Origin of the sequence: Methylomonas sp. EFPC1 (genome assembly GCF_016925515.1) — a bacterium.
Lineage (GTDB): Bacteria > Pseudomonadota > Gammaproteobacteria > Methylococcales > Methylomonadaceae > Methylomonas > Methylomonas defluvii.
This window is the reverse complement of sequence record NZ_CP070494.1, coordinates 980,729-1,003,193: the sequence shown is the minus strand read 5'-3', so window position 1 is coordinate 1,003,193 and position 22,465 is coordinate 980,729. Positions and strand designations below refer to the sequence as shown.

At 51.5% G+C, this 22,465-nt stretch carries 23 protein-coding genes; 16 read left to right on the top strand and 7 right to left on the bottom strand.

Translation table 11 applies throughout. The features are described from left to right. Positions 1-236: 236 nt before the first annotated feature. From gshA to JWZ98_RS04725, 8 genes are all read left to right on the top strand, one after another. Positions 237-1,823, top strand: coding sequence for a glutamate--cysteine ligase (gshA, locus tag JWZ98_RS04760; RefSeq protein ID WP_205453467.1), 1,587 nt, complete (start codon positions 237-239; stop codon positions 1,821-1,823). 4 nt (positions 1,824-1,827) lie between these two features. Then, positions 1,828-2,553: a phosphoadenylyl-sulfate reductase gene (locus JWZ98_RS04755; RefSeq protein WP_205453466.1), complete on the top strand. Its 726-nt coding sequence runs from the start codon at positions 1,828-1,830 to the stop codon at positions 2,551-2,553. A 56-nt stretch (positions 2,554-2,609) separates the two neighbouring features. Further along, entirely contained in the window at positions 2,610-2,849 is a 240-nt protein-coding gene (locus JWZ98_RS04750) for a hypothetical protein (RefSeq protein ID WP_205453465.1), read from the top strand. Positions 2,850-2,956: 107 nt separating this feature from the next. Then, positions 2,957-3,463, top strand: a complete 507-nt coding sequence (locus JWZ98_RS04745) for a hypothetical protein (protein WP_205453464.1) — start codon at positions 2,957-2,959, stop codon at positions 3,461-3,463. Between the two features lie 524 nt (positions 3,464-3,987). Further along, entirely contained in the window at positions 3,988-4,674 is a 687-nt protein-coding gene (locus JWZ98_RS04740) for a DUF4336 domain-containing protein (RefSeq protein ID WP_205453463.1), read from the top strand. A 129-nt stretch (positions 4,675-4,803) separates the two neighbouring features. Next, a complete protein-coding gene (locus tag JWZ98_RS04735; RefSeq protein WP_033157099.1) occupies positions 4,804-5,460 on the top strand; it encodes a pyridoxamine 5'-phosphate oxidase family protein in 657 nt (218 codons plus the stop codon). A gap of 52 nt (positions 5,461-5,512) precedes the next feature. Beyond that, a complete protein-coding gene (fae, locus tag JWZ98_RS04730) occupies positions 5,513-6,061 on the top strand; it encodes a formaldehyde-activating enzyme (RefSeq protein WP_205453462.1) in 549 nt (182 codons plus the stop codon). Between the two features lie 239 nt (positions 6,062-6,300). Next, entirely contained in the window at positions 6,301-6,783 is a 483-nt protein-coding gene (locus JWZ98_RS04725) for a cytochrome P460 family protein (RefSeq protein ID WP_174843446.1), read from the top strand. Between the two features lie 62 nt (positions 6,784-6,845). Here the strand turns inward: JWZ98_RS04725 and JWZ98_RS04720 are convergent, their stop codons facing one another. Beyond that, positions 6,846-7,685, bottom strand: coding sequence for a S1-like domain-containing RNA-binding protein (locus tag JWZ98_RS04720; RefSeq protein WP_205453461.1), 840 nt, complete (start codon positions 7,683-7,685; stop codon positions 6,846-6,848). Between the two features lie 242 nt (positions 7,686-7,927). Here JWZ98_RS04720 and JWZ98_RS04715 point away from each other — a divergent pair, with 242 nt between their 5' ends. Further along, positions 7,928-8,440 carry a hypothetical protein gene (locus JWZ98_RS04715; protein ID WP_240348211.1) on the top strand — a complete coding sequence of 171 codons (513 nt, stop codon included), beginning with the start codon at positions 7,928-7,930 and terminating at the stop codon, positions 8,438-8,440. A 44-nt stretch (positions 8,441-8,484) separates the two neighbouring features. Here the strand turns inward: JWZ98_RS04715 and parE are convergent, their stop codons facing one another. Continuing rightward, on the bottom strand, positions 8,485-10,374 hold the full coding sequence (gene parE, locus JWZ98_RS04710) for a DNA topoisomerase IV subunit B (RefSeq protein WP_205453460.1): 1,890 nt from the start codon (positions 10,372-10,374) through the stop codon (positions 8,485-8,487). 234 nt (positions 10,375-10,608) lie between these two features. Continuing rightward, positions 10,609-11,106 (bottom strand): phage tail protein, encoded by a 498-nt coding sequence (locus JWZ98_RS04705; RefSeq protein ID WP_205453459.1) that lies wholly within the window; start codon positions 11,104-11,106, stop codon positions 10,609-10,611. 677 nt (positions 11,107-11,783) lie between these two features. On the opposite strand from JWZ98_RS04705, the gene JWZ98_RS04700 reads away from it, so the two are divergent. The 4 genes from JWZ98_RS04700 to JWZ98_RS04685 all read left to right on the top strand — a co-directional run bounded on the left by JWZ98_RS04700 (position 11,784) and on the right by JWZ98_RS04685 (position 15,412). Beyond that, positions 11,784-12,017 (top strand): exodeoxyribonuclease VII small subunit, encoded by a 234-nt coding sequence (locus tag JWZ98_RS04700; RefSeq protein ID WP_020484945.1) that lies wholly within the window; start codon positions 11,784-11,786, stop codon positions 12,015-12,017. Beyond that, on the top strand, positions 12,010-12,903 hold the full coding sequence (gene ispA, locus JWZ98_RS04695) for a (2E,6E)-farnesyl diphosphate synthase (RefSeq protein ID WP_205453458.1): 894 nt from the start codon (positions 12,010-12,012) through the stop codon (positions 12,901-12,903). Before JWZ98_RS04700 ends, ispA begins: the two co-directional genes overlap by 8 nt. Positions 12,904-13,021: 118 nt before the next feature. After that, entirely contained in the window at positions 13,022-14,881 is a 1,860-nt protein-coding gene (gene dxs, locus JWZ98_RS04690; RefSeq protein ID WP_205453457.1) for a 1-deoxy-D-xylulose-5-phosphate synthase, read from the top strand. A 15-nt stretch (positions 14,882-14,896) separates the two neighbouring features. After that, positions 14,897-15,412, top strand: a complete 516-nt coding sequence (locus JWZ98_RS04685) for an adenine phosphoribosyltransferase (RefSeq protein ID WP_205453456.1) — start codon at positions 14,897-14,899, stop codon at positions 15,410-15,412. A gap of 42 nt (positions 15,413-15,454) precedes the next feature. Here the strand turns inward: JWZ98_RS04685 and JWZ98_RS04680 are convergent, their stop codons facing one another. The 4 genes from JWZ98_RS04680 to JWZ98_RS23350 all read right to left on the bottom strand — a co-directional run bounded on the left by JWZ98_RS04680 (position 15,455) and on the right by JWZ98_RS23350 (position 18,660). Continuing rightward, positions 15,455-16,474 carry a VacJ family lipoprotein gene (locus JWZ98_RS04680; protein ID WP_205453455.1) on the bottom strand — a complete coding sequence of 340 codons (1,020 nt, stop codon included), beginning with the start codon at positions 16,472-16,474 and terminating at the stop codon, positions 15,455-15,457. Between the two features lie 21 nt (positions 16,475-16,495). Continuing rightward, a complete protein-coding gene (locus JWZ98_RS04675) occupies positions 16,496-17,101 on the bottom strand; it encodes an ABC transporter substrate-binding protein (RefSeq protein WP_101053361.1) in 606 nt (201 codons plus the stop codon). A gap of 46 nt (positions 17,102-17,147) precedes the next feature. After that, the gene (gene hpnH / locus JWZ98_RS04670; RefSeq protein ID WP_205453454.1) at positions 17,148-18,251 is read right to left on the bottom strand and encodes an adenosyl-hopene transferase HpnH; all 1,104 of its coding nucleotides are present in this window, start codon (positions 18,249-18,251) and stop codon (positions 17,148-17,150) included. Positions 18,252-18,534: 283 nt separating this feature from the next. Further along, positions 18,535-18,660, bottom strand: a complete 126-nt coding sequence (locus tag JWZ98_RS23350) for a hypothetical protein (protein WP_275899175.1) — start codon at positions 18,658-18,660, stop codon at positions 18,535-18,537. Positions 18,661-18,690: 30 nt separating this feature from the next. Here JWZ98_RS23350 and JWZ98_RS04665 point away from each other — a divergent pair, with 30 nt between their 5' ends. The 3 genes from JWZ98_RS04665 to JWZ98_RS04655 are packed head-to-tail and all read left to right on the top strand — an operon-like array spanning position 18,691 to position 22,451. After that, entirely contained in the window at positions 18,691-19,782 is a 1,092-nt protein-coding gene (locus JWZ98_RS04665) for a phytoene/squalene synthase family protein (protein WP_033159605.1), read from the top strand. A gap of 9 nt (positions 19,783-19,791) precedes the next feature. Next, on the top strand, positions 19,792-21,750 hold the full coding sequence (gene shc, locus JWZ98_RS04660; protein ID WP_205453453.1) for a squalene--hopene cyclase: 1,959 nt from the start codon (positions 19,792-19,794) through the stop codon (positions 21,748-21,750). Further along, the gene (locus JWZ98_RS04655) at positions 21,747-22,451 is read left to right on the top strand and encodes a phosphorylase (protein ID WP_205453452.1); all 705 of its coding nucleotides are present in this window, start codon (positions 21,747-21,749) and stop codon (positions 22,449-22,451) included. The genes shc and JWZ98_RS04655 overlap by 4 nt, the downstream gene beginning before the upstream one ends. Positions 22,452-22,465: the final 14 nt, after the last annotated feature.

Sequence of the window (22,465 nt, the reverse complement as noted above, 5' to 3'; positions counted from 1 at the left end):
ATTACTTGCTAAATCTAAACCGGCAAAAAAGTTGTCGCGGTATTAGACCATAGATCAGGCCATCATCCGCAACCGCCCGATCCATGCGAAATCCGCTACGGCCTTATACGCCTTGAAATAGTCACGCACATCCCCAATCTCCTTGATTCACTTTACAGCACGCCGATTTCAATAAATTAAAATCCACCCTATATAATGCCGCGCTTACCCCAGCCGCGGAAGGCGCCTAATTTTCTATGCTCATTACTTACTGCCGTTTACCCGACCGTCTTAAATATCTGATCGATAACGATCAACAATACCTGTTAAAACAAGGCCTGAAAGGCATCGAGAAAGAAAGCCTGCGCATCACCGAGCATGGCGAGATAGCGCAAACGCCTCACCCCACGGCGCTCGGTTCGGCATTGACCCACCCTTACATCACCACCGATTACTCGGAAGCGCTGCTGGAATTTATCACCCCGCCGTTCGCCGACATCCGCCAAACCCTGGACTACATGCATCAACTCCACCAGTTTGTCTACCCGCATCTAGGCGAGGAAATGCTGCTGGCCACCAGCATGCCCTGCGGTATCGACGGCGACTTGAGCATCCCCATCGCCGAGTACGGCAAATCCAATATCGGCAAGATGAAGCACGTTTACCGTAAAGGTTTGTGGCACCGTTACGGTCGCACCATGCAAGCCATTGCCGGCATCCATTTTAATTATTCGGTGCCGGAGGCGCTGTGGCCGGCGCTGTACCAGCAAAGCGGCTGCACGACCGGCCTGGAAGACTTTATCTCCAACGCTTATTTCGGTTTGATCCGTAACTTCCACCGCCAAGGCTGGCTGATTCTGTATTTGTTCGGCGCCTCGCCGGCCATTTGCAAAACCTTTTTCAAAAGCCGCCCGCAATTGATGGAGCAATTCAAGGAGTTTGACGAGCACACCGTGTTCCACCCCTATGCGACCTCGCTGCGCATGAGCGACATCGGTTACAAGAGCAAGAACCAGGCGGGCTTGAAGATCGATTACAACTCGCTGGACGGCTACGTGGACAGTCTGAGCGCAGCCATCAACACCCCGTATCCGGACTACGAAGCCATCGGCGTGAAAGTGGATGGTGAGTATCAGCAGCTGAACGCCAACATCCTGCAAATCGAAAACGAGTTTTACAGCACCATGCGCCCCAAGCAGATCGCCAAATCCGGCGAAAAGCCGACGCTAGCCCTCAAACGCCGCGGCGTGCTGTATGTGGAAATGCGCTCGCTGGACTTGAATCTGCTGAATCCGATCGGCATAGACGAAAGCACCGCCCGCTTTGTCGAAGCGTTTTTGTTGTACTGCCTATTGCAGGACAGCCCCCCGCAAGGCCCGGACGAATTCCAGGTTAACAACAGCAACCAATTGCTGGTCGCCAATCAAGGCCGCCGCCCCGGTTTGCAATTAAACCGGGGCGGCGACACCGTCACCTTACAGCAGTGGGCGCACAGCATCCTGTATGCCATGCAACCCATCTGCGCGGTGCTGGATAGAGGCAGCCTGGACCGCCCGTATCAATTGGCCTTGCAACACCAGTTGGCGGTCGTAGACAACCCGGCCTTGACGCCGTCTGCCCGCATTCTGGCTTGCATGCGCGAAAACGGCCAAGAGTTTGGCTGTTTTGCCAGCAACACCTCGGCCTTGCATAAGCATTATTTCAATGCCGAACCCTTGGACGAGGACACGCAACGCCAATTCGAAGACATGGCTGCCGCGTCCCTGCAAAAACAAGCCGACATCGAAGCTAACGACAAGTTGGACTTTGATGAGTATTTATCCCGTTACTTTGCCCAGAGCTAAATCCATGACTGAATTCGACTTAAGCACCGCCCAAACCGAGTTGCAAGGCAAAAATCCGCGCACCATCTTAAAAGCCGCGCTAGCCCATTTCGATAACATCGCCATCTCCTTCAGTGGTGCGGAAGACGTGGTGCTGATCGACATGGCTTTGCAAATCCGCAAGGATATTCAAGTGTTCTCTCTGGACACCGGCCGCCTGCATCCGGAGACTTACCGTTTCATGGAACAAGTGCGTAAGCATTACGGAATCGCCATCGACATCTTGAACCCGGATCGCGAGCATTTGGATGCCTTTGTCAAAGAAAAAGGCCTGTTCAGCTTTTACGAAGACGGCCACCAACAATGCTGCGGCATCCGCAAGGTAGAGCCGTTGAAGCGCAAACTGGCAACCTTGGACGCCTGGATCACCGGCCAACGCAAAGACCAAAGCCTGGACACCCGCGGCGACATCCCGGAAGTACAACTGGACGCCGGCTTCTCGGCCCCCGGCAAACAGCTGATCAAATTCAACCCGCTGCTGAACTGGTCATCCGCGCAGGTGTGGGATTACATCGAAGCCTATCAGGTACCGTTCAACGAACTCCACCAACACGGCTATATCAGCATCGGCTGCGAGCCTTGCACCCGGCCGGTGTTACCAAATCAACACGAACGCGCGGGACGTTGGTGGTGGGAAGATGCGGCTAAGAAGGAATGTGGGTTGCATGGGGGGAATGTTAAATCGGCTTGAAATATCGAGCTGATGAAACTTGGTATACTTTGGTAGCCCGTTAGTGGAGGAACAACATGACCTCAAAGATCGCAGAAGTTTACCAAGCACTGAAAGAAGCCGGCGTCAGCGAGCCCAAGGCAATCAAGGCAGCGGAAGCCATCCAGCAACTCAGTAAAGAAGATCATCTGCATTTTGTCCAAGAGCAAATGCTGAAGTATCAGATGTATGCCGAGGGTGAGTTTAAGCTGTTGAAATGGATGATTGGGTTTAATTTGGCGTTTACGATGGCGATGCTTTGGAAGGTGTTTGCTTGAATAGATTAGAATTGATTTAACTCGAACTATTTTTCCCGCCAAAGTTTTATTTGTCCACAAATAGCCAGAAGAATTTGATCGAGATTCCTATCTCTACCTGTTTTCCGATGCTGAAACGTATTCTATTGGCTTTACTTATGTGTGTCTCTATTGGGACTTCCGCAGACGAAACGGTGCTCCCCTCCAAACAAATTGCAGCAACAATATCGGCATACGCAAACTCTGTTGGATGCTTGATTCATATGGATGAGCAAAATATCATTCGATTTCAAATTGACGACAAACCCGATACGGAATATGTCGTAGCGCTATACGATATTGACAGAGAATGTAGTGGAGGCACAGCGATGAGTAGGCCTGCATTTGCTGCTCTCAGACGGGACTACAGTCAAAACTTTCATATAGTCCCAGAATACTCGATGCCTTCTACAACCTCGGAAAACTTTCCACGGTTTATCAATAAACTTTATGTTAAGGACAATCAGCTTTGGTACTCCGCTAAGGAATTTGATTTTAAACATGACTCTCTTTGCTGCCCTTCAATACCAGTCGAAGCCCAAGTCATTTTTAAGAATGGCTTTTGGATCGATTCTCGAAAGACTGAAGCCCAATGACTTGTCAAATCTAGAAAAAATTTCGTAGGGTGGGCACGGTTTTTTGTGCCCACGCGGGATTTAGGTTTTGTGTCGCTATCGCGACGAGTTTTAAATGTCGGTTCTCGGACCGACAGCCGAGATACTTTTCTTTGCTTGTCCAAAGAAAAGTATCCAAAAGAAAAGACACCCGGATGCCGCTTATCTCCTGCGTTGCTACGAAAACCATCCATGGTTTTCGCCCTTCGGGCCAGCCGTTGGCTGTTCAAATTTGCTCCTGGCAAATTTGTCGCTTTCGCCGGGGGTTGCCGAAAGGGGCTTCCTGCCCCTTCGTCAACGCGATGCATCCCTGCATCGCCCCTTCGGGCTGGTCCCGGCGAAAGCTCCGGTACTCGGCGCGGCATACGGGAGAAAAACGACCGCATTTGCGTAGGGTGGGCACGGCTTTTGTGCCCACGCGGACTAACTCTTCTTGTCCATTCAAGGCTTTGACACCGTACTTTTCGTCTTTTAGCATATCCAGTTTTACTTAGCCCCAAGACCAAGTGCTCCTAAAAACTCTCGTTCCCGGCCAAATCTGGTATGCACAGCAAGCTATTAAATTCGGTCCGTTAAATCTAAGCACCAGAGCCACTTTCGTCAAACTGCGGGACGGATCGATTTGGGTGCATTCGCCGATCGAGCCGTCAGCCCAACTGGTGACTGAAATTGCCGAAATCGGCCCAGTGCGTTATGTGCTGGCACCGAACAAGAGCCACCACCTGTTTTTTACGCCATTCATGAAGGCGTTCCCGAATGCCGAAGGCTATATCGCGCCAGGGTTAGCGGAAAAGCGGCCGGACCTTAGCGCTTACCCGGTGCTGTCACCATTGGAAAAGCCGGCCTGGACGACCGAATTAATCCCCGTATTTGTGGAAGGCCTACCCATCATTAACGAGACGGCTTGGTTTCACAGCACAACGGGTACTTTGATTCTTACCGACCTGCTATTTTGCTTCGGCGCTGAACACATCGGATTAGCGCGCGTTGTAGCGAGACTGCTCGGCGTCTACGATCAACTGGCAATGTCGCGAACCATGAAACTGTTGGTTAAAGATAAAACCGCATTGGCGCGCTCGGTCGATGCGCTGCTGGCGTTGGATGTTGAGCGGATTGTGCTGGCTCATGACCGAATCATCGAAAACGACGCCAAACGCAAATTAAGCGCGGCGTTCAATTGGCTGAGAAAATAAGGCGTTTTTTATTGTTCCCACGCTCCTCGTAGCAATCCGACCAGGCGTTCCGTTTCTTGCAACCGCAAAACCTGACTAACCAGCATTCCTGTTAGAATCGCCGCACCATCCCATCAAGGAGCATCGCCCATGAGCGACTTTTACAGCCCGCAGCACCGCCAATTGCAATCTCAACACGACACCGTCAAGCTCGCGGATCGTTTGGAACAAATGATCGTTGAACAGCAAGTCAGCGAGCAGCATCAGCCGTTTATTGAGAGCCGGGATTTTTTCTTTCTGACTACGATAGACCAGCGCGGTTACCCGACTTGCTCTTACAAGGGCGGCAATCCCGGCTTGGTGAAGGTGGTTAATCCCCAGGAACTGGCGTTCCCCAGTTACGACGGCAATGGCATGTTTTTGTCGATGGGCAATATCAACGGCAACTCGAAAATCGGCATGCTGTTCATCGACTTCGAAACCCCGCACCGGATTCGGGTGCATGGCGACGCCCGCATTGAAGCCAACGATCCGCTGCTGGCCGAATACCCTGGCGCCGAGCTGATGGTGCGGGTGGCGATTAGCGAGATATTCATCAACTGTCCGCGTTATATCCACCGCATGAGCCGGCTTGCCAGCTCGAAATACGTGCCGCAAGCCCATCAAGACACGCCGTTGCCGCAATGGAAGCGTATTGATGCGGTGCAGGATGTGTTGCCGGCTTGCGATAGTCACGCTGCAGAAAGTCTGGGCGGCATAATCACACCGGAAGAATACGGGGCGATGGTGTTGAGCCGTGACGCCTAGCTCCCCCTCCCTCCGGAAAATTACTAACCTCAACATACATTTGGAGACCCACATGAGCAAAAGAATCATTATGCGCACCGGCGAAGCCTTGGTAGCGGGCGGCCCAGCCGGTACGGCGGCAGAACCGGAAATCATCATCGGCGAACTGGACGGACCGGTCGGCACCGCGATTGCCACTTTAACCGGCGATCAAGTTCAGGGCCACACCCGGGTATTCGCGATTTTAAATACCGATATTCAGGTGCGCCCGGTCACGCTGATGGTCAGCAAGGTCACTGTCAAGAACAGCCGTTATACCAATATTTTAATGGGCACCGTGCAGGCAGCGATTGCTAACGGCGTATTGGATGCCGTGCGCGCGGGTGATATTCCCAAAGAAAAAGCCAACGACTTGGGGATTATTTGCTCGGTATGGTTGAATCCCAGCGTGATCAAAGATGACAAGCTGGATCATCAAATTTTGTTCAACATCCACCGCGAGGCCATGGCCAAAGCCATTCATAAAGCCATGACCAACACGCCGGATATTGATTGGCTGCTGGAAAACCAAGAAAAAATCACCCATAAATATTTTCAGATGGGGTTGGACGGTAAGATTTAATTAGCTGGTCACTTGGGTTGCAAGCCTTTGCAGCCCAACGCCACGCCATCTTTCCCTCCCCTGCTTTCGTCTTAACCGCCATTCCCGCTTAACACCGCACCTACTATTCAGCCGCGCTTCGCCAAGCAAACTAATAGCGCATCACTATTTGTTTGACAAAATCCGCAAACCCGCTTAAAAAGACCCTATAGTTTCGATTCGAAATTATAGGGTCTTTACTTTTTATGGGGGATACGATCATGAAAAAAAGCATTTCGTTGTTGATGGCGGGCCTGCTAGGCACAGTTGCCTTTACCGCGTTTGCGGCCGATCAGGCCGTACCGTTTCCGGAGGGCTATCGCAACTGGCTGCACGCTAAAAGCATGCTGATTCAACCCGGCCACGCCCTGGAGAATCCGTTTCAAGGCTTGCACCATGTCTACGCCAATAAACAAGCGGAAGCGGGTTTGAAAACCGGTAAGTACGCAGACGGCTCGGTGTTGGTGTTCGACTTGTTGCAATATCAGGAAAAGGATAAAACCATCCAGGAAGGCGAACGCAAGCTGGTGGGCGTGATGCTGAAAGACGCGAAAAAATTTGCCGCGACCGGCGGCTGGGGCTTTGAAGGTTTTGCCGGCAACAGCAAAACCGAACGGCTGGTGAAAGACGGCGGCACATCGTGCTTTGCCTGTCATGCCTCCGAGCAAAAAACCGATTATGTGTTCTCGCAATATCGGCCTTAGGCGCTCTAGGCTGACTCGATAGAGACGCACAATATTGCGTCTCTACCTTAGCCAAAGATAATTTAAGCCTGATCGACCAGGCGGATGCCAGATTCTTCGATCACTATCCGTCGTTGTTTATACAAGCCACCTATCGCTTGCTTAAAGACTTTTTTGCTGACGCCAAAGGTATAGTAAATAATTTCCGGCGCACTTTTGTCGGTTAGCGCCACATAGCCGCCGCGCTTTGTGAGTATCGCCAGAATCTTTTCGGACGTGGCATCGACTTTCTGACCGTATTTTTCCTGGCTCAGGACCAAATCCAGCTTATTGTCGGGGCGGACTTTTTTAATATAGCCAGTCAATGACTGGCCTTTTTGCAAGGGCTGAAAAGTTTCGCTTTTATACAACACGCCCCAATATTGATTATCCACCACCGCTTTAAAGCCCAAGTCGGTTTCGTCGGCGATAATGAGTTGCACCGCCTGGCCGTCTTTGTAATAAAACGCCTGATCCTGAATAAAATCGTCCAGCATCATTGTGGCGGCGATGCGGTTGTTTTCGTCTAAAAACAGGCGCACCAGATATGATCGGCCTTCGACGACTTTCCCCTTTTGCTCGCTGAACGGCAGCAACAAATCCTTGGGCAAGCCCCATCCCAAAAACGCACCGGCATGGCTGAGTGATATACATTTTAACCAGGCCACCTGATCGACTTGCGCAAGCGGCGTTTGCAGGGTAGCGATAGTTTGATTCTTACCGTCAATGAAGACAAAGGCGTTTACGGTATCGCCGACCTTTAGATTGTCCGGTGCATCTTTATCCGCCAGCGCGATCTCGCCAAGCTCCCCACCATCCAGACCATACTGATTATCGCGCTGGCTAACGACGGTTAAAGTGTTGAATTTGCCTAGTTCGATCATGAAGGTTCCGGAGTTTGATTGGGCATGAGCGTTGGCACTTGCTGGCCACACGCGGAGAAATGAAGGGCTATTATACAAACGAATCGGTAAAACCGCAGGCTGCATCGCCTTAAACGGCGGCACCATATACTCCAAATACGCACCTAAAACGAAGTCAAAACCCCGTTATGCTGCCGCCCGTCTATAATGGACGGTTTTTTCAATTCGATAAAACCTGCTTTTATCGAATATAAGTGTCGATTATGAATTTACTCCTGAAGTATCTATCCTCTTGCTGGTTTCTGAACAACCCGTCCGAGTTAGTCCCGCCTAACTCGTTTATGTGGAAAAACGTGGCGTTCTATCTGATTTCCGGGATGATCGTTGAAGGCTTAATCTCCGATCCGGCGGACGGCACCTTGGAAGTTTTAGGTCGCACCACCATGGCCTTCGGCTCGGTGGCGATCTTATTGCTGATGGAAAAAAAATGGGGCTGCTTCAACCAATTGTATACCTCGATTTTCGTCTGCGAGAATTTCATCATGACCTTGGCTGTCGCTGCCGAAGCGCTCGACTATTGGCTGGTATTGCAACACCATATCTACCGCGAAGAAATCGGCATAGGCATCGCGGTGTTTTTGGTTGTATGGTATATCTCCATCGTCAGCTATATCTTTCGCGCTTTCTTCAGTTACCCAACCAGCGTCAGCGTAGTTTACGCATTTAGTTACTTCATACTGACCTACGGCATTCCAATGCTGTTGATGGATATTTGACGGTCAAGCCAGCCGGAGCCCTCTAACTCCGGCCAGAGTGTCGCTTATATTTGCGCTAAGTTGCCCCGATCTTCCAGCCAACTTTTCCTATCGCCGGCACGCTTCTTCGCCAATAACAGATCCATCTGTTCGCGGGTATCGTCGTTTTCGGCTACCGTTAACTGCACCAGGCGGCGGGTGTCGGGATTCATCGTGGTTTCCCGCAATTGCGAGGGATTCATCTCGCCCAAACCTTTAAAGCGCTGGATGTTGATCTTGCCGGTGAGCTTTTCGGCTTCGATGCGCGCCAATACGCCCAGTCGTTCCGATTCGTCCAGCGCGTAAAATACCTTCTTGCCGACATCGATACGATACAACGGCGGCATCGCCACGAACACATGCCCGGCCCTGACCAAGGCATTGAAATGCTGGTAAAACAACGCGCAAATCAAGGTGGCAATATGATTGCCATCGGAGTCGGCGTCGGCCAGGATGCAGATCTTGCCGTAGCGCAAATTTTGCAGGTCGTTGCTGTCGGGTTCGATGCCCAGCGCCACCGCGATGTCGTGTACCTCCTGAGAGGCCATCACCTCGCCGGAATCGACTTCCCAGGTGTTCAGAATTTTACCGCGCAACGGCATGATGGCCTGAAATTCGCGATCCCGCGCCTGTTTGGCCGAGCCGCCGGCCGAGTCGCCCTCGACCAAAAACAGTTCGGTGCGACTCAAGTCCTGTCCGGAACAATCCGCCAGTTTGCCAGGCAAAGCCGGGCCGCTGGTGATTTTCTTGCGGACGATTTTTTTGCCTGCTCTAAGGCGTTTCTGGGCGCTAGCCAGGATGATTTCGGCGATCTTTTCGCCTTCCTGCGGATGCTGATTCAGCCACAGGCTGAACGTATCCTTGGCGACGCCGGATACAAAGGTCACGCATTCGCGCGAACTCAGCCTTTCCTTGGTTTGCCCGGAAAACTGCGGGTCTTCCAGTTTTACCGACAATACAAAATGGCAGCTTTCCCAAACGTCTTCCGGGGCAATTTTCACGCCGCGCGGCAAGAGGTTACGAAAATCCAGAAACTCGCGCATCGCTTCGGTCAAGCCGGCGCGTAAGCCGTTGACATGAGTACCGCCTTGGGCAGTCGGCACCAGATTCACATAACTCTCGGCGATGGTTTCCGGCAAACTGTCCGGCGTCCAGACGATGCCCCACTCCACCGCTTCGTTGCTGGCCGCCATGTTGGCCATGAACGGCGGTTGCGGAAAAATTTCGGCATCGCCCACCCTATCCAGCAGATATTCCTGCAAGCCGTTTTGATAACACCATTCGAATTGCTCGTCGCTGAGTTCGGAATTTAAAGTAATTTTCAAGCCCGGACACAATACCGCTTTGGCACGCAACACATGTTTGAGTTTGCTGACCGATACCCGATTGGAGTCGAAATATTTACCGTCCGGCCAAAAATGCACGCTAGTACCGGTGTTGTTTTTCCCAACCGTACCGCTTTGCTGTAATTCGCCAACCTTGTCGCCGCCGGCAAATGCCATTTGATACACACCACCGCCACGCTTGATTTCAACCAGCAGTTTTTCCGACAGGGCATTCACTACCGACACACCGACACCGTGCAGACCACCGGAAAATTGATAGTTTTTGTTGGAGAATTTACCGCCGGCATGCAGTTGGGTCAGGATCACTTCCACGCCGGGAATGCCCTGCTCGGGATGTATGTCCACCGGCATGCCCCGGCCGTTATCATCCACCCGCACCGAGCCGTCTTTATAAAGTACAACATTGATGGTATCGGCGTGGCCGGCCAAGGCTTCGTCCACGCTGTTGTCCACCACTTCCTGCACCAAATGGTTGGGGCGGGTGGTATCGGTATACATACCGGGGCGCTTGCGCACCGGGTCCAGGCCGCTCAGTACTTCTATGGCGGCCGCGTTATATTCTTGGGTCATGATGTCTCGTAATAGGTAATAACAGAGTGTCGGCTGACCATTATATGTCAGCAACGTGCGCCAGGGCGGCTCCGGAAAGCCGGCCATCATCACCCGACTCCCCATGCCCCAACTTCCGCAAGCACTATCTGAAATTACCTAAGCGCTGGAAAAGCCGGACCCATGGCGTTTTCCAGGGCGCCGCCACCGATTTTTGACGACAAACCAACTGTTTGGCGCCAGCCCCGGTTTCGATCAGCGCATACGTAGAACTTGGTCGACGGCGAACACAATGGTTTCTTTGCCGGGCGTTGTTTCGTTGAAATCGATAGCAGCAGGCCACAAGCCATTGAAGCTCCACTCCGCGATGGGCGTCATCGTCTGGTCATAGGCAATCAGCGTCGCATCGACCCGCGACCTGCCCGACCTACCGCTGACAAACTGTTGTCGCCAAGTCCAGAGATCCATCGACTTGGTCAAACCTTTGCTGCAGGTAATATTTTTAGCCGATAAGCGTCCGGGTATCTTAACTGTAAGGTTCTCTCCCCGCGCACTAACCCTGGTTTGCTCCACTTCGTTCTGCGAACCCATGCCTTTGCAATCGGTGAAATAAGTGGTGACTCCTCCGGCGCTGAATTCGTAATAGACCAACGGGGCGGAATTGTCTATGACATTCTCAACGGCGCCGCCGCTGGCTGACGAGACCACGACTGCACCGAATAAAACGCTGATAAAACGGCTGGTTGTTTTCATGATATATCCTCAAAAAGTTTGATTCGGTGCGCCTAAACGGCGGCCGAACGGTTCGATAATTTGGTTTAGAAGAAAGCCACCGATCCGATGTTTAAACAATCTGTCGTAAAAATCGATGAACTTCGACTTGTAATGGCAAATGGAATGCCACTTTCCAAAAACCCAAGTAACAACAAAATAAATCATTGAATAAAAACAATTATTTTTAAACCGCCATCGATAAACAGGACCGCCGATACAACCTATCGCCCACGGCATATCGTTTTTTGCACGAAATATCGTAAAACTTCGAAAGGTTAATTGGTCTGGCTTGCGAACGGTTCGTACCGAGCGGCGTAATAGCTATCGCATAATGGCTTGAGCGGAGAGCGGTTCCGGCGGAAACGGGATAGGGATAATTGCAACGTGACATTTCGGATGCCCCCCCGCTGAGTGTTTAGGTTCGGAGCACGTGAATGGCTCGGGAAGCTGGAGCCTTGGAATCCAGGCAAACCTGGGCAACCTCAAAAATGTCACCGTAACTGCAGCCGCTGACGCCTCAGTGTTAGCGAACAACTGAGCGAACCGAATTGCTGCCACTAAATCGAAAACAACAGATGCAATCCAAACTCAATGGCAGAGCAATTCATACTATAATGCTTGGTCATTTTTTGAGCACCGCGAGCCACATTTATAATATGTCGAGACGTAAAAGCGCATCCCAATTTGAGGAAGCGATGGAAGAACTGGAGAAATTGGTCGAGCAAATGGAACGCGGCGATATTTCTCTGGAAGAGTCCTTAAAATCCTTCGAACGCGGCATCAGATTAACCCGCACCTGCCAGCAAGCGCTGCAAGACGCCGAGCAGAAAGTCCAAATTTTATTAGAAAAAAACGGCCAGCAAACTTTGGAGCCATTCACCGATGAGTAACTTAAAAGCCTACCTTACCGCCTGCCAGAACCGCGTCGAACGGGCGTTGGACGCCCGGCTGCCCGGCGAGAACATTCTGCCGCAAACCTTGCATCAAGCCATGCGTTACAGCGTACTGGACGGCGGCAAACGCACTCGCCCGTTACTGACTTATGCCACCGGCCAAGCCTTGGGCTTGAGTGAAGACCTGTTGGACGCTCAGGCTTGCGCGGTGGAATTTATCCATGTTTACTCCTTAATTCATGACGATTTGCCGGCGATGGACAATGACGATTTGCGTCGCGGCAAACCGACTTGTCACAAGGCATACGACGAGGCTACCGCCATTCTGGCGGGCGATGCGCTGCAAGCATTGGCTTTTGACATATTAGCCAACGACTCAGCCATTCAGGCCGGCGCGGAAGCCCGAGTCAAAATGATCGCGGCATTGACCCGCGCCAGCGGCTCGCAAGGCATGGTTGGCGGCCAAGCCATCGACTTGGGTTCTGTCGGCCGCAAGCTGACTCTGCCGGAACTGGAAAACATGCACATCCACAAAACCGGCGCGTTGATTCGCGCCAGCGTCAATCTGGCGGCTTTATCCAAACCAGACCTGGATGTGGATGTAGCTAAAAAGCTGGATCACTACGCCAAATGCATAGGCCTGTCCTTCCAAGTCAAAGACGACATTCTGGATGTAGAAAGCGATACCGCTACACTGGGTAAAACTCAGGGGAAAGATGTCGATAACGACAAACCAACTTACCCGGCACTACTGGGAATGGCCGGCGCCAAGGAAAAAGCTCAGGAGCTGCATGAACAAGCCGTCGCCAGCCTAGCCGGCTTTGGCAGCGAAGCGGATTTGTTACGCGATTTGTCGCTGTATATCATCGAACGTACGCACTAAGCGTAGCGAACTGCACGATTTATACTTCTTGCGCCACAATCCTTCCGGTTTTCAGCTTGCGTCTACTGGGCTGGCGCGGAATATTGTGGCGCAAACATATAAAGGAATTTTTTAACCCATGACAGCCTCTGATTTCCCGCTCCTCAATACCATCCAGACCCCCGCCGACGTTCGGGCCCTGAAGCCTGAACAACTCGAACCCCTGGCCGATGAGTTGCGTCGCTATCTGACCCATACCGTCAGTATCTCCGGCGGCCATTTCTCGGCTGGCCTGGGCACGGTGGAACTGACGGTGGCCTTGCATTATGTGTTCGATACGCCGTCTGATCAGTTGGTGTGGGATGTGGGCCATCAGGCTTATCCGCATAAGATTTTGACGGGGCGGAAAGAGCGGATGCCGACGATTCGCACCTTGGGCGGGGTGTCGGCGTTTCCGTGCCGGACGGAGAGCGAGTACGATGCGTTTGGGGTCGGTCATTCGTCAACGTCGATCAGCGCGGCGCTGGGCATGGCGATTGCCTCGCAGTTGCGCGGCGAGGACAAGAAGATGGTCGCCATTATCGGCGACGGTTCGATCACCGGCGGCATGGCCTATGAGGCGATGAATCATGCCGGCGATGTCAATGCCAATCTGTTGGTGATTTTGAACGATAACGATATGTCGATTTCGCCGCCGGTAGGCGCGATGAATAATTATCTGACCAAGGTGTTGTCGAGCAAGTTTTATTCGTCGGTACGGGAAGAAAGCAAGAAGGCTTTAGCCAGTATGCCGTCGGTGTGGGAACTGGCCCGTAAGACAGAAGAGCATGTGAAGGGCATGATTGTGCCGGGCACGCTGTTCGAGGAGTTGGGCTTTAATTATTTCGGGCCGATCGACGGCCACGATGTGGAGATGCTGGTTTCGACTTTAGAGAAGTTGAAGGATTTGTCCGGGCCGGTGTTTTTGCATGTGGTCACGAAAAAAGGCAAAGGCTATGCCCCGGCCGAGAAGGATCCCTTGGCCTATCACGGGGTACCGGCTTTCGATCCGAGCAAGGATTATTTACCCAAAGCCGCACCGTCGCCGCATCCGACCTATACAGAAGTATTCGGGACTTGGCTGTGCGATATGGCCAAACAGGATGAGCGGCTGCTGGGGATTACCCCGGCGATGCGCGAAGGCTCGGGCTTGGTGGCGTTTTCCCAGCAGTTTCCCAAGCGTTATTTCGATGTGGCGATTGCCGAACAGCATGCCGTCACGTTGGCGGCCGGACAAGCCTGTCAGGGGGCAAAGCCGGTGGTGGCGATTTATTCGACCTTTTTGCAACGGGCTTACGATCAGTTAATCCACGATGTGGCCTTGCAGAATCTGGATGTGTTGTTTGCCCTAGATAGAGCGGGTTTGGTGGGGCCGGACGGTCCAACCCACGCGGGTGCGTTTGATTATAGTTATATGCGCTGTATTCCGAATATGCTGGTGATGGCGCCGGCCGATGAGAACGAGTGCCGGCAGATGCTGACCACCGGTTTCAAACACCATGGTCCGGCCTCAGTGCGCTATCCGCGCGGCAAGGGTCCGGGGGCCACGGTTGACAAGGCCTTGACCGAACTGGCTATCGGCAAGGGCGAAATCCGCCATCAAGGCAGCCGCATTGCAATTCTGGCCTGGGGCAGCATGGTGACACCGTCAGTGGAAGCCGGCAAACAACTGAGCGCGACGGTGGTGAATATGCGCTTTGTGAAACCGTTGGATGAAGCCTTGATTCTAGAGCTGGCGAAAAGTCATGATGTGATCGTCACGGTCGAAGAGAACGTGATTGCCGGCGGTGCCGGCAGTGCGGTGAACGAGTTCTTGCACGCCCAAAACATTCTGATGCCGGTGTTGAACATCGGCCTGCCGGATCGCTTCGTCGAGCAAGGCAGCCGCGAGGAGTTGCTGGCATTATGCGGCCTGGATACTAAGGGTATCTTGGCTAAGATTCAGGCGGTTTGTGCGTAAATCTGGAGGTTAGAAATGGAGAGATTGAGAAACAAGATTCGGGATATTCCGGATTTTCCAAAACCCGGCATTATCTTCAAAGATATAACACCACTGGTCAAAGACCCAGCCACATTACGTCTAGCGGTCCATCAACTGCTACATCCTTTCTTAGGCCGCGACATCACCGCAGTGGCCGGCATGGAAGCACGTGGCTTTATTTTCGGTTCGCTGGTGGCCTGGGAACTGGGTATTCCGTTTATCCCACTCCGCAAACCCGGCAAACTACCTTATGATGTACAAAGCGTTTCTTACGACCTGGAATACGGCTCGGCTGAACTGGAAGTGCATATCGATGCAGTGGACAATAACGACAAGGTGTTGTTGATCGACGATCTATTGGCCACTGGCGGCACCGCCAAGGCTAGTTGCGAACTGATCGAAAAGCTGGGCGCTACCGTGGTAGCCTGTGCTTTTGTGGTGGAACTGGACTTCTTACAAGGGCGGGAAAAACTGGGTAACTACGAAGTGCATGCCTTGCTACATTACTGAGAAATACTACAGAGACGCCTCCCTGCGTCTCTTCAAACAAATTTAACGGCGATTAAGCGGTCTTTTTTTTTTACTCATTTGGTCCATTTTGTCCGAGGCTTTTTCAAATTCCAAAGCAGCATTATCGAACGATTTGGACATGCTATCGAACGCCGCACCACTGGGCTTTACGTTGCCAGGAACTACCTCAATGCCATTTTGCACGTGACCGGGTAGTTTTTTGGCCGTATCGGCTTTTGGCTTTTGCGTCGCACTAGTTTCTTTAGGCTTTGCTGAAGAAATTTCGCCAACATCAACATCCGCATCTATATCGAGATCATAGTCAGTCGAATTACTCTTGCCGTCATTAATCAAGTTCTTGCGATATTGCAAAAATGACTCACGGGTAAACACATAAGGATCCAAGGCTGCTTCGTCGATAAAATTCAACGCGCCTTCGGCATTCGCCCTATCGTTAATCCCTTCTACAATGCCGGTACCCGGCACGTAAGTTCCTGGATTGGCGGCTTTATCCACCACAATTGCCGCGCCGTCACGCACAGTAGTCGGCCCCAAAACCGGCAGCACCAAATAAGGGCCCTGATCGACCCCCCAGACCGCGAGCGTTTGCCCAAAATCCTCAACATTATTTTGCAAGCCTAGATCGCTGGCCACATCAAACAAGCCGAGCAGACCCACCGTGGAATTGGTCAGGAACCGCCCAGTATCGGAAGCCCCTTGTTCAAACTTACCTTGCAGAACATCGTTCAAAACAACATTGATACCTTTAAGATTGGTAAAAAAATTGCTGACTCCAGTTTGCATGAAATTGGGCGTTACAGTCTTATACCCATTAGCGATGGGCTTCAGCAAATGCTTATCCAAGCCCATGTTAAAACCGTACATGGAGCGATTGAAACCCTCGTAAGGATCCGCTGCGTCTGACTTAGCTTTAGACGCTCTGTTAGCATCGACCGGATGCTTATCCGTGGTAGCACACCCGGTTACCGATAATGCGCTTGAAAATAACACCACCCAAAACAGGGATGCCTGGCTGCTGCCTTGATAACGAGGGCTATACATTACTGACGATTCCTAACAAACTTATTGCTTTGCGTAACTTTCAATTTTCTCAGTGATTTTAACGATCAAGGCATCAAAGCCATCACGGCTTAATACACTAGTGTAATCCGATCTTTTCAATGCCAAATCACTGACGCCATCGGCTATTATATTGATAATTTGCCAGCCATCGTCTTTTTTCTTCATCATATAATCGAACTTGACATCCTTTTCGCCGGGAATATGCAAGTTGGTATGAATCACCACACCTCCCCTACCGGTTTCCTCTTCAGAAGCAAAGGTAAACGATTCGCCCGAATAGTCTTTAAAGTTATGAGCATATGCCGACACACTAAGCTTGCTAAATACGCTTTCCAGTTTATTCTGCTGCTCCGTTGTCAACTCTTCCCATTGCTTGCCCACCACGATTCTGGCGATTTTAGGCAAATCATGACTCTTTTTTACCGCCACATCCAGTTTGTCGTAGCGCCCTTGAAAGCCAAGCTCTTTGCCGGCTTTCATTACGCTCAGCAGCTGATTTTGAAACTCTTCGACAACCTGACGAGCAGAAATCTCTTCAGCATTAGCCAAGGACGACAGGCAGACAAGCATTAGCAAACTAAGACTGAAATACAATTTTTTAAACATAATCGTTATAAAAACCTGTTAATGAGGATGACTTCCAGGGTTAGTCTTAAGACTCTACTTTTACCGGAATCTCGGAAATTGCCGACTTTTTGAAAGAAGCAACAAACTCAGGCTGCTTTTCAGCAACCATTTCGCCGGAGGTTTTGGGACCACGCACCGCTGCCCACAAAGCTTTCAATGGATGCGCCAAGGTATCCTCAACCGCTGTTGCTTCGTAGCCGCAATGCGCCATGCAATTAGCGCATTTAGGATTTTTCACCGTACCGTATTTGTCCCAAGGCGTGTCATCCAGCAACTCTTGAAAGGAATTAGCATTACCTTCGTCAGCCAACAAATAGCAAGGTTTTTGCCAGCCGAATACGTTGCGCGTTGGATTACCCCATGGCGTACAGTCGTAATTCTGATTGCCGGCCAGATAATCCAAATACAGCGACGAATGGTTCAATTTCCACTTACGGTTCTTGCCGATTTTGAAAATACCGCGAAACAGGTTTTTAACGTCAAGGCCTTTAATGAACACGTCCTGCTTAGGCGCGCGCTCGTAGCTGAATCCAGGCGCAATAGTGACGCCTTCTACACCCAACTCCATCGCGTAATCCAAAAACTCCGCCACTTCTTGCGGGGTTTCGCCCTGGAACAGGGTGCAGTTAACGGTGACCCTAAAGCCTTTACCCAAGGCCAATTTGATCGCTTCGACAGCAATATCGAAAACCCCTTCCTGGCAAACGGAAGTATCATGCCGCTCTTTTAAACCATCCAGATGCACGGAAAAGGTTAAATAAGGCGAGGGGGTGTAATCGTTAATCCGTTTTCTTAACAGCAAAGCGTTGGTGCATAGATAAACAAACTTCTTTCTAGCAACGATACCGGCCACGATCTGCGGCATTTCTTTATGAATCAAGGGTTCGCCGCCGGGAATGGACACCATCGGCGCGCCGCACTCATCAACCGCAGCCAAACACTCCTCAACAGAAAGCCGCTTGTCGAGAATATCATCGGGATAATCTATTTTACCGCAGCCCGCGCATGCTAAATTGCATCTGAACAGGGGCTCCAGCATCAAAACCAAAGGATACTTTTTTACACCTTTGATCTTTTGCTTGATCAGATAACTACCTACAGCCAATTGCTGACGTAAAGGAACACTCACAGCATTATTCTCCAAAAACTATCACGACATCCAGCGACCACAGCTGTTACAAAAAAACAACAGCCGCAAACCGATAACCATCCTAGAAGTGACACCTGCTGCGGCCAATTTAGACCGTCAATTAGGCTCGAGGCGCACAATTAGATGTGGTCAGAATACCACTTTCCAACAACATACTCCAGATAAAATACGTAAAAAACAACAAGAACATGCGCACATTTCCTGAAAGCCACACAAAGCCGCTTAGCAACCACAAAAAAGCCTAACCCCTAAAAAACCATAATTATTTTTCTAAAACAACAACAAAGATCAGAAACACCAACTCATATATTGCTTTTTCCAGCACCATTTCGACAAATTTGCCATAAAGCAACATCACTTTGCAAAACACCAACAAACAGTCTATCATTTAGGCAACTAATAGTTAGCCTTGATACAGATGAACGGATCTCAAACACTAATCAATAATCCGGAGTTGCTCAGACAACTAGCCGACGCCGAACTGCAAGCCACCTTGCTTGAAGGCGTGTCGCGCACGTTTGCGCTAACTATCCCGCAACTCCCGGATGAACTGTATCCGGCTGTGGCGAATGCTTATTTGCTATGCCGGATTGTCGACACCATAGAAGACGAAATATCCCTTAGTGCCGAACAAAAGAAATACTTTTGCAGCGCTTTTATAGACATAGTCAAGACCGGCAATAACGCAGATGTATTCAGCGCCGAGCTGGCTCCACTGCTCTCTGAGCAAACCATTCCGGCCGAACATAGCCTGATCCAGCTGGTGCCTCGCGTGATTGCCATAACCCGCTCACTGGACGCTCCGCAAATCGAAGCCCTGGCATGTTGCGTGGAAACGATGGCGAACGGCATGCCGGTCTATCAGGCGTTGGATTTACATGCCGGTTTGAAAACCCTGAAAGACATGGACGACTACTGCTACTACGTAGCCGGCTGCGTCGGTGAGATGTTGGCAAAGTTGTTCTGCCATTATTCCCCGGAAATAGCCGCGCATCGCGAAGAACTATTGAGGCTCTCAGTCTCCTTTGGTCAAGGTCTGCAAATGACCAATATCCTGAAAGATATTTGGGACGACGCCAAACGCGGCGTATGCTGGTTACCGCAAGACATTTTCACCGAAACCGGTTTCAATCTGGCCGAGCTGACGCCGGAAACCGACGACGAGCGTTTCCGCCTCGGCCTGAGCCATCTGGTGGCTATCGCTCACGGGCACTTGCAAAATGCATTAACTTACACCCAACTCCTGCCCAGCCACGAAACCGGCATCCGCAACTTTTGCCTTTGGGCGCTGGGCATGGCCGTACTGACCTTGAAGAAAATCAAGGCAAACCTTAATTTCAACGAATCGAATCAGGTCAAAATCAGCCGTAATAGTGTGAAAGCCACTATTGTCGCGACCAAATTGACCGTGCGCAGCAATCTGCTGCTATCCCTACTGTTTAACCTGACCAGCCGTAATTTGAAATCGCCGGATTGGCACTATTCACCTATATCGCACACTGGACAATAAGGAATCACTATGTTTACTGAAGCCCATATAGATACCAGCAGCCAAGACATCAGCAATGCCAATACCGGCAAAACGGCCGGCCTTGGCTTATTGCATGCCGCCATCGAACGCGCCCAAGCCAAACTACTCAGCTTGCAAAGCCCGGAAGGTTATTGGGTATTTGAGCTGGAAGCCGACTGCACTATCCCGTCCGAATACATCATGATGATGCACTATCTGGACGACATCGACGAAGAATTGCAGCGCAAAATGGCCGTTTACCTGCGCAGCCGCCAGGCCGAAGACGGCAGCTATCCACTATTTACCGGCGGCCCCGGCGACATCAGCGGTAGCGTCAAAGCTTATTACGCCTTAAAAATGGCCGGCGACGCCATCGATGCGCCGCATATGGTCAAATTACGCGACTGGATACTCAGCCAAGGCGGTGCAGCGCGCGCCAACGTCTTCACCCGAATCGCACTGGCGATATTCGAACAATTGCCCTGGCGCGGGGTGCCGTATATTCCTGTGGAAATTATGCTGCTGCCCAGCTGGTTTCCGTTTCATCTGGACAAAGTATCCTATTGGTCGCGCACCGTGATGGTACCGCTGTTCATCATGTGCACCCTAAAGGCTAAAGCCAAAAATCCGCACAAGGTCAACCTCTTGGAATTGTTTGTCGTTCATCCGGACGAGGAAAAACATTACTTTCCGGAGCGGACTCTGCTGAATAAATTCTTCCTGGGCCTGGATAAACTGGGCCGCGTTACCGAGCCGTTGATTCCACAACGCATGCGCGAACACGCCATTCAAAAAGCCGTTGATTGGTTTACCGAACGCCTGAATGGCGAGGATGGTTTGGGCGGCATATTCCCCGCCATGGTTAACGCCTACCAAGCCATGTTGTTACTGGGCTTCCCAGCCGATCACCCCAACGTGGTGATCGCCCGCCAGTCCATCGACAAACTTCTGGTGGTCAAAGACGATTATGCCTATTGCCAACCTTGCCTGTCGCCGGTTTGGGATACCGCGCTTGCGGCTCTGGCATTGCAAGAATCCGATAAGGCAGCAAATATACCCAGCCTTACTAAAGCTTACGATTGGCTAAAAAGCGTGCAATTGTCCGACGAGCCGGGCGACTGGCGCGTGCGCCGCCCCAATCTGGCTGGCGGCGGCTGGGCGTTTCAATTCGCCAATCCGCATTACCCCGATGTTGACGACACTGCAGTGGTGGGCTTTGCCATGGCCGATTCCAATCTGCCTGAACTAGATGAGTCTATTCACAGAGCGACGCGCTGGATCGTCGGTATGCAATCGCAAAATGGCGGCTACGGTGCCTTTGATGTCGATAACACTTATTACTATTTGAACGAAATTCCGTTCGCCGACCACGGTGCCCTGCTCGACCCTCCCACTGTCGACGTCAGCGCCCGCTGTGCGATGTTGATGGCCCGAGTTGCGAAAGATCACGACGAATATTTACCTGCCTTGGAGCGCACCATCGAATACATCCGTGGCGATCAAGAAGCCGACGGTTCGTGGTTCGGCCGCTGGGGTACCAATTACATTTACGGCACCTGGTCTGCCTTGCTGGGCCTGGAGCAAACCAATGTGCCGAAAACCGACCCGATGTACACCAAAGCGGCGGCATGGTTGAAAAGCGTCCAACGCGAAGACGGCGGTTGGGGCGAAGACAACTTGAGTTATCACGACGATAAAAAATTTCGCGGCCGCAACCATTTCAGCACCGCCTTCCAAACTGCCTGGGCCGTGCTGGGTTTGATCGCCGCCGGCGAAGTTCACAGCCAGGAAGTCAAAGCCGGCATCGACTTCCTGCTGCGTAGCCAGCAAGCTGACGGGGTTTGGAATGACCCCTGCTTTACCGCACCGGGCTTTCCAAAGGTGTTTTATTTGAAGTATCACGGCTATGACAAATTCTTCCCATTATGGGCGTTGGCTAGATACCGTAACGAATTAGCCAAACAGTGACCATAGGAATTCTTGTTGCCTTACCGGAAGAGCTCTCCACCCTGACCCGCCTAAAGTTGGTCCAGGGTGATTGCGTCAGAATCGCCGACAACATTCTCCTGGCATTTGCCGGTGCCGGACCGGTCAACGCGGAACGAGCCACGCATCTGTTAATCGCCAAAGGCGCCAAAAAACTGATCAGTTGGGGCTGCGCGGCCGCATTGTCGCCGCAATTGAAACCGGGCGATCTGATGTTGGCCGAGCAGCTATTATCGGAGCAACAACAGGTGTTCGATACCGACCCCCGCTGGCGTAAGCGTCTGCATGAGTTGCTGGATAAGCAGTTTCCGATTTCCAATGGCAAGTTGGCTGAAAGCAGTCATATCGTCAGCAACAGTAGCGATAAGCACAATATATACCGGCAAACCGGTGCGATTGCCTTGGACATGGAAAGCTGCGCCATGGCCAAAATTGCCGAGCAATCAAACTTACCTTGTCTGGCAATTCGCACGATTGCCGATCCTGTAAGCATGAGCCTACCCCAAGCAGTTACTCAGGCCTTGAATGGTCAGGGGCAGGTAGAAACCAGCAAACTCTTGCGTTTTTTGGCAACCCACCCATGGGAAGCACCCAGCCTGATCAAGCTGGGCTTACATTTTCATGCCGCGCAAAAAACCTTGAAAATCATTGCCAAACAACTAAACGAAATCATCGTTTTTTAGCAGAAAACCGTGAA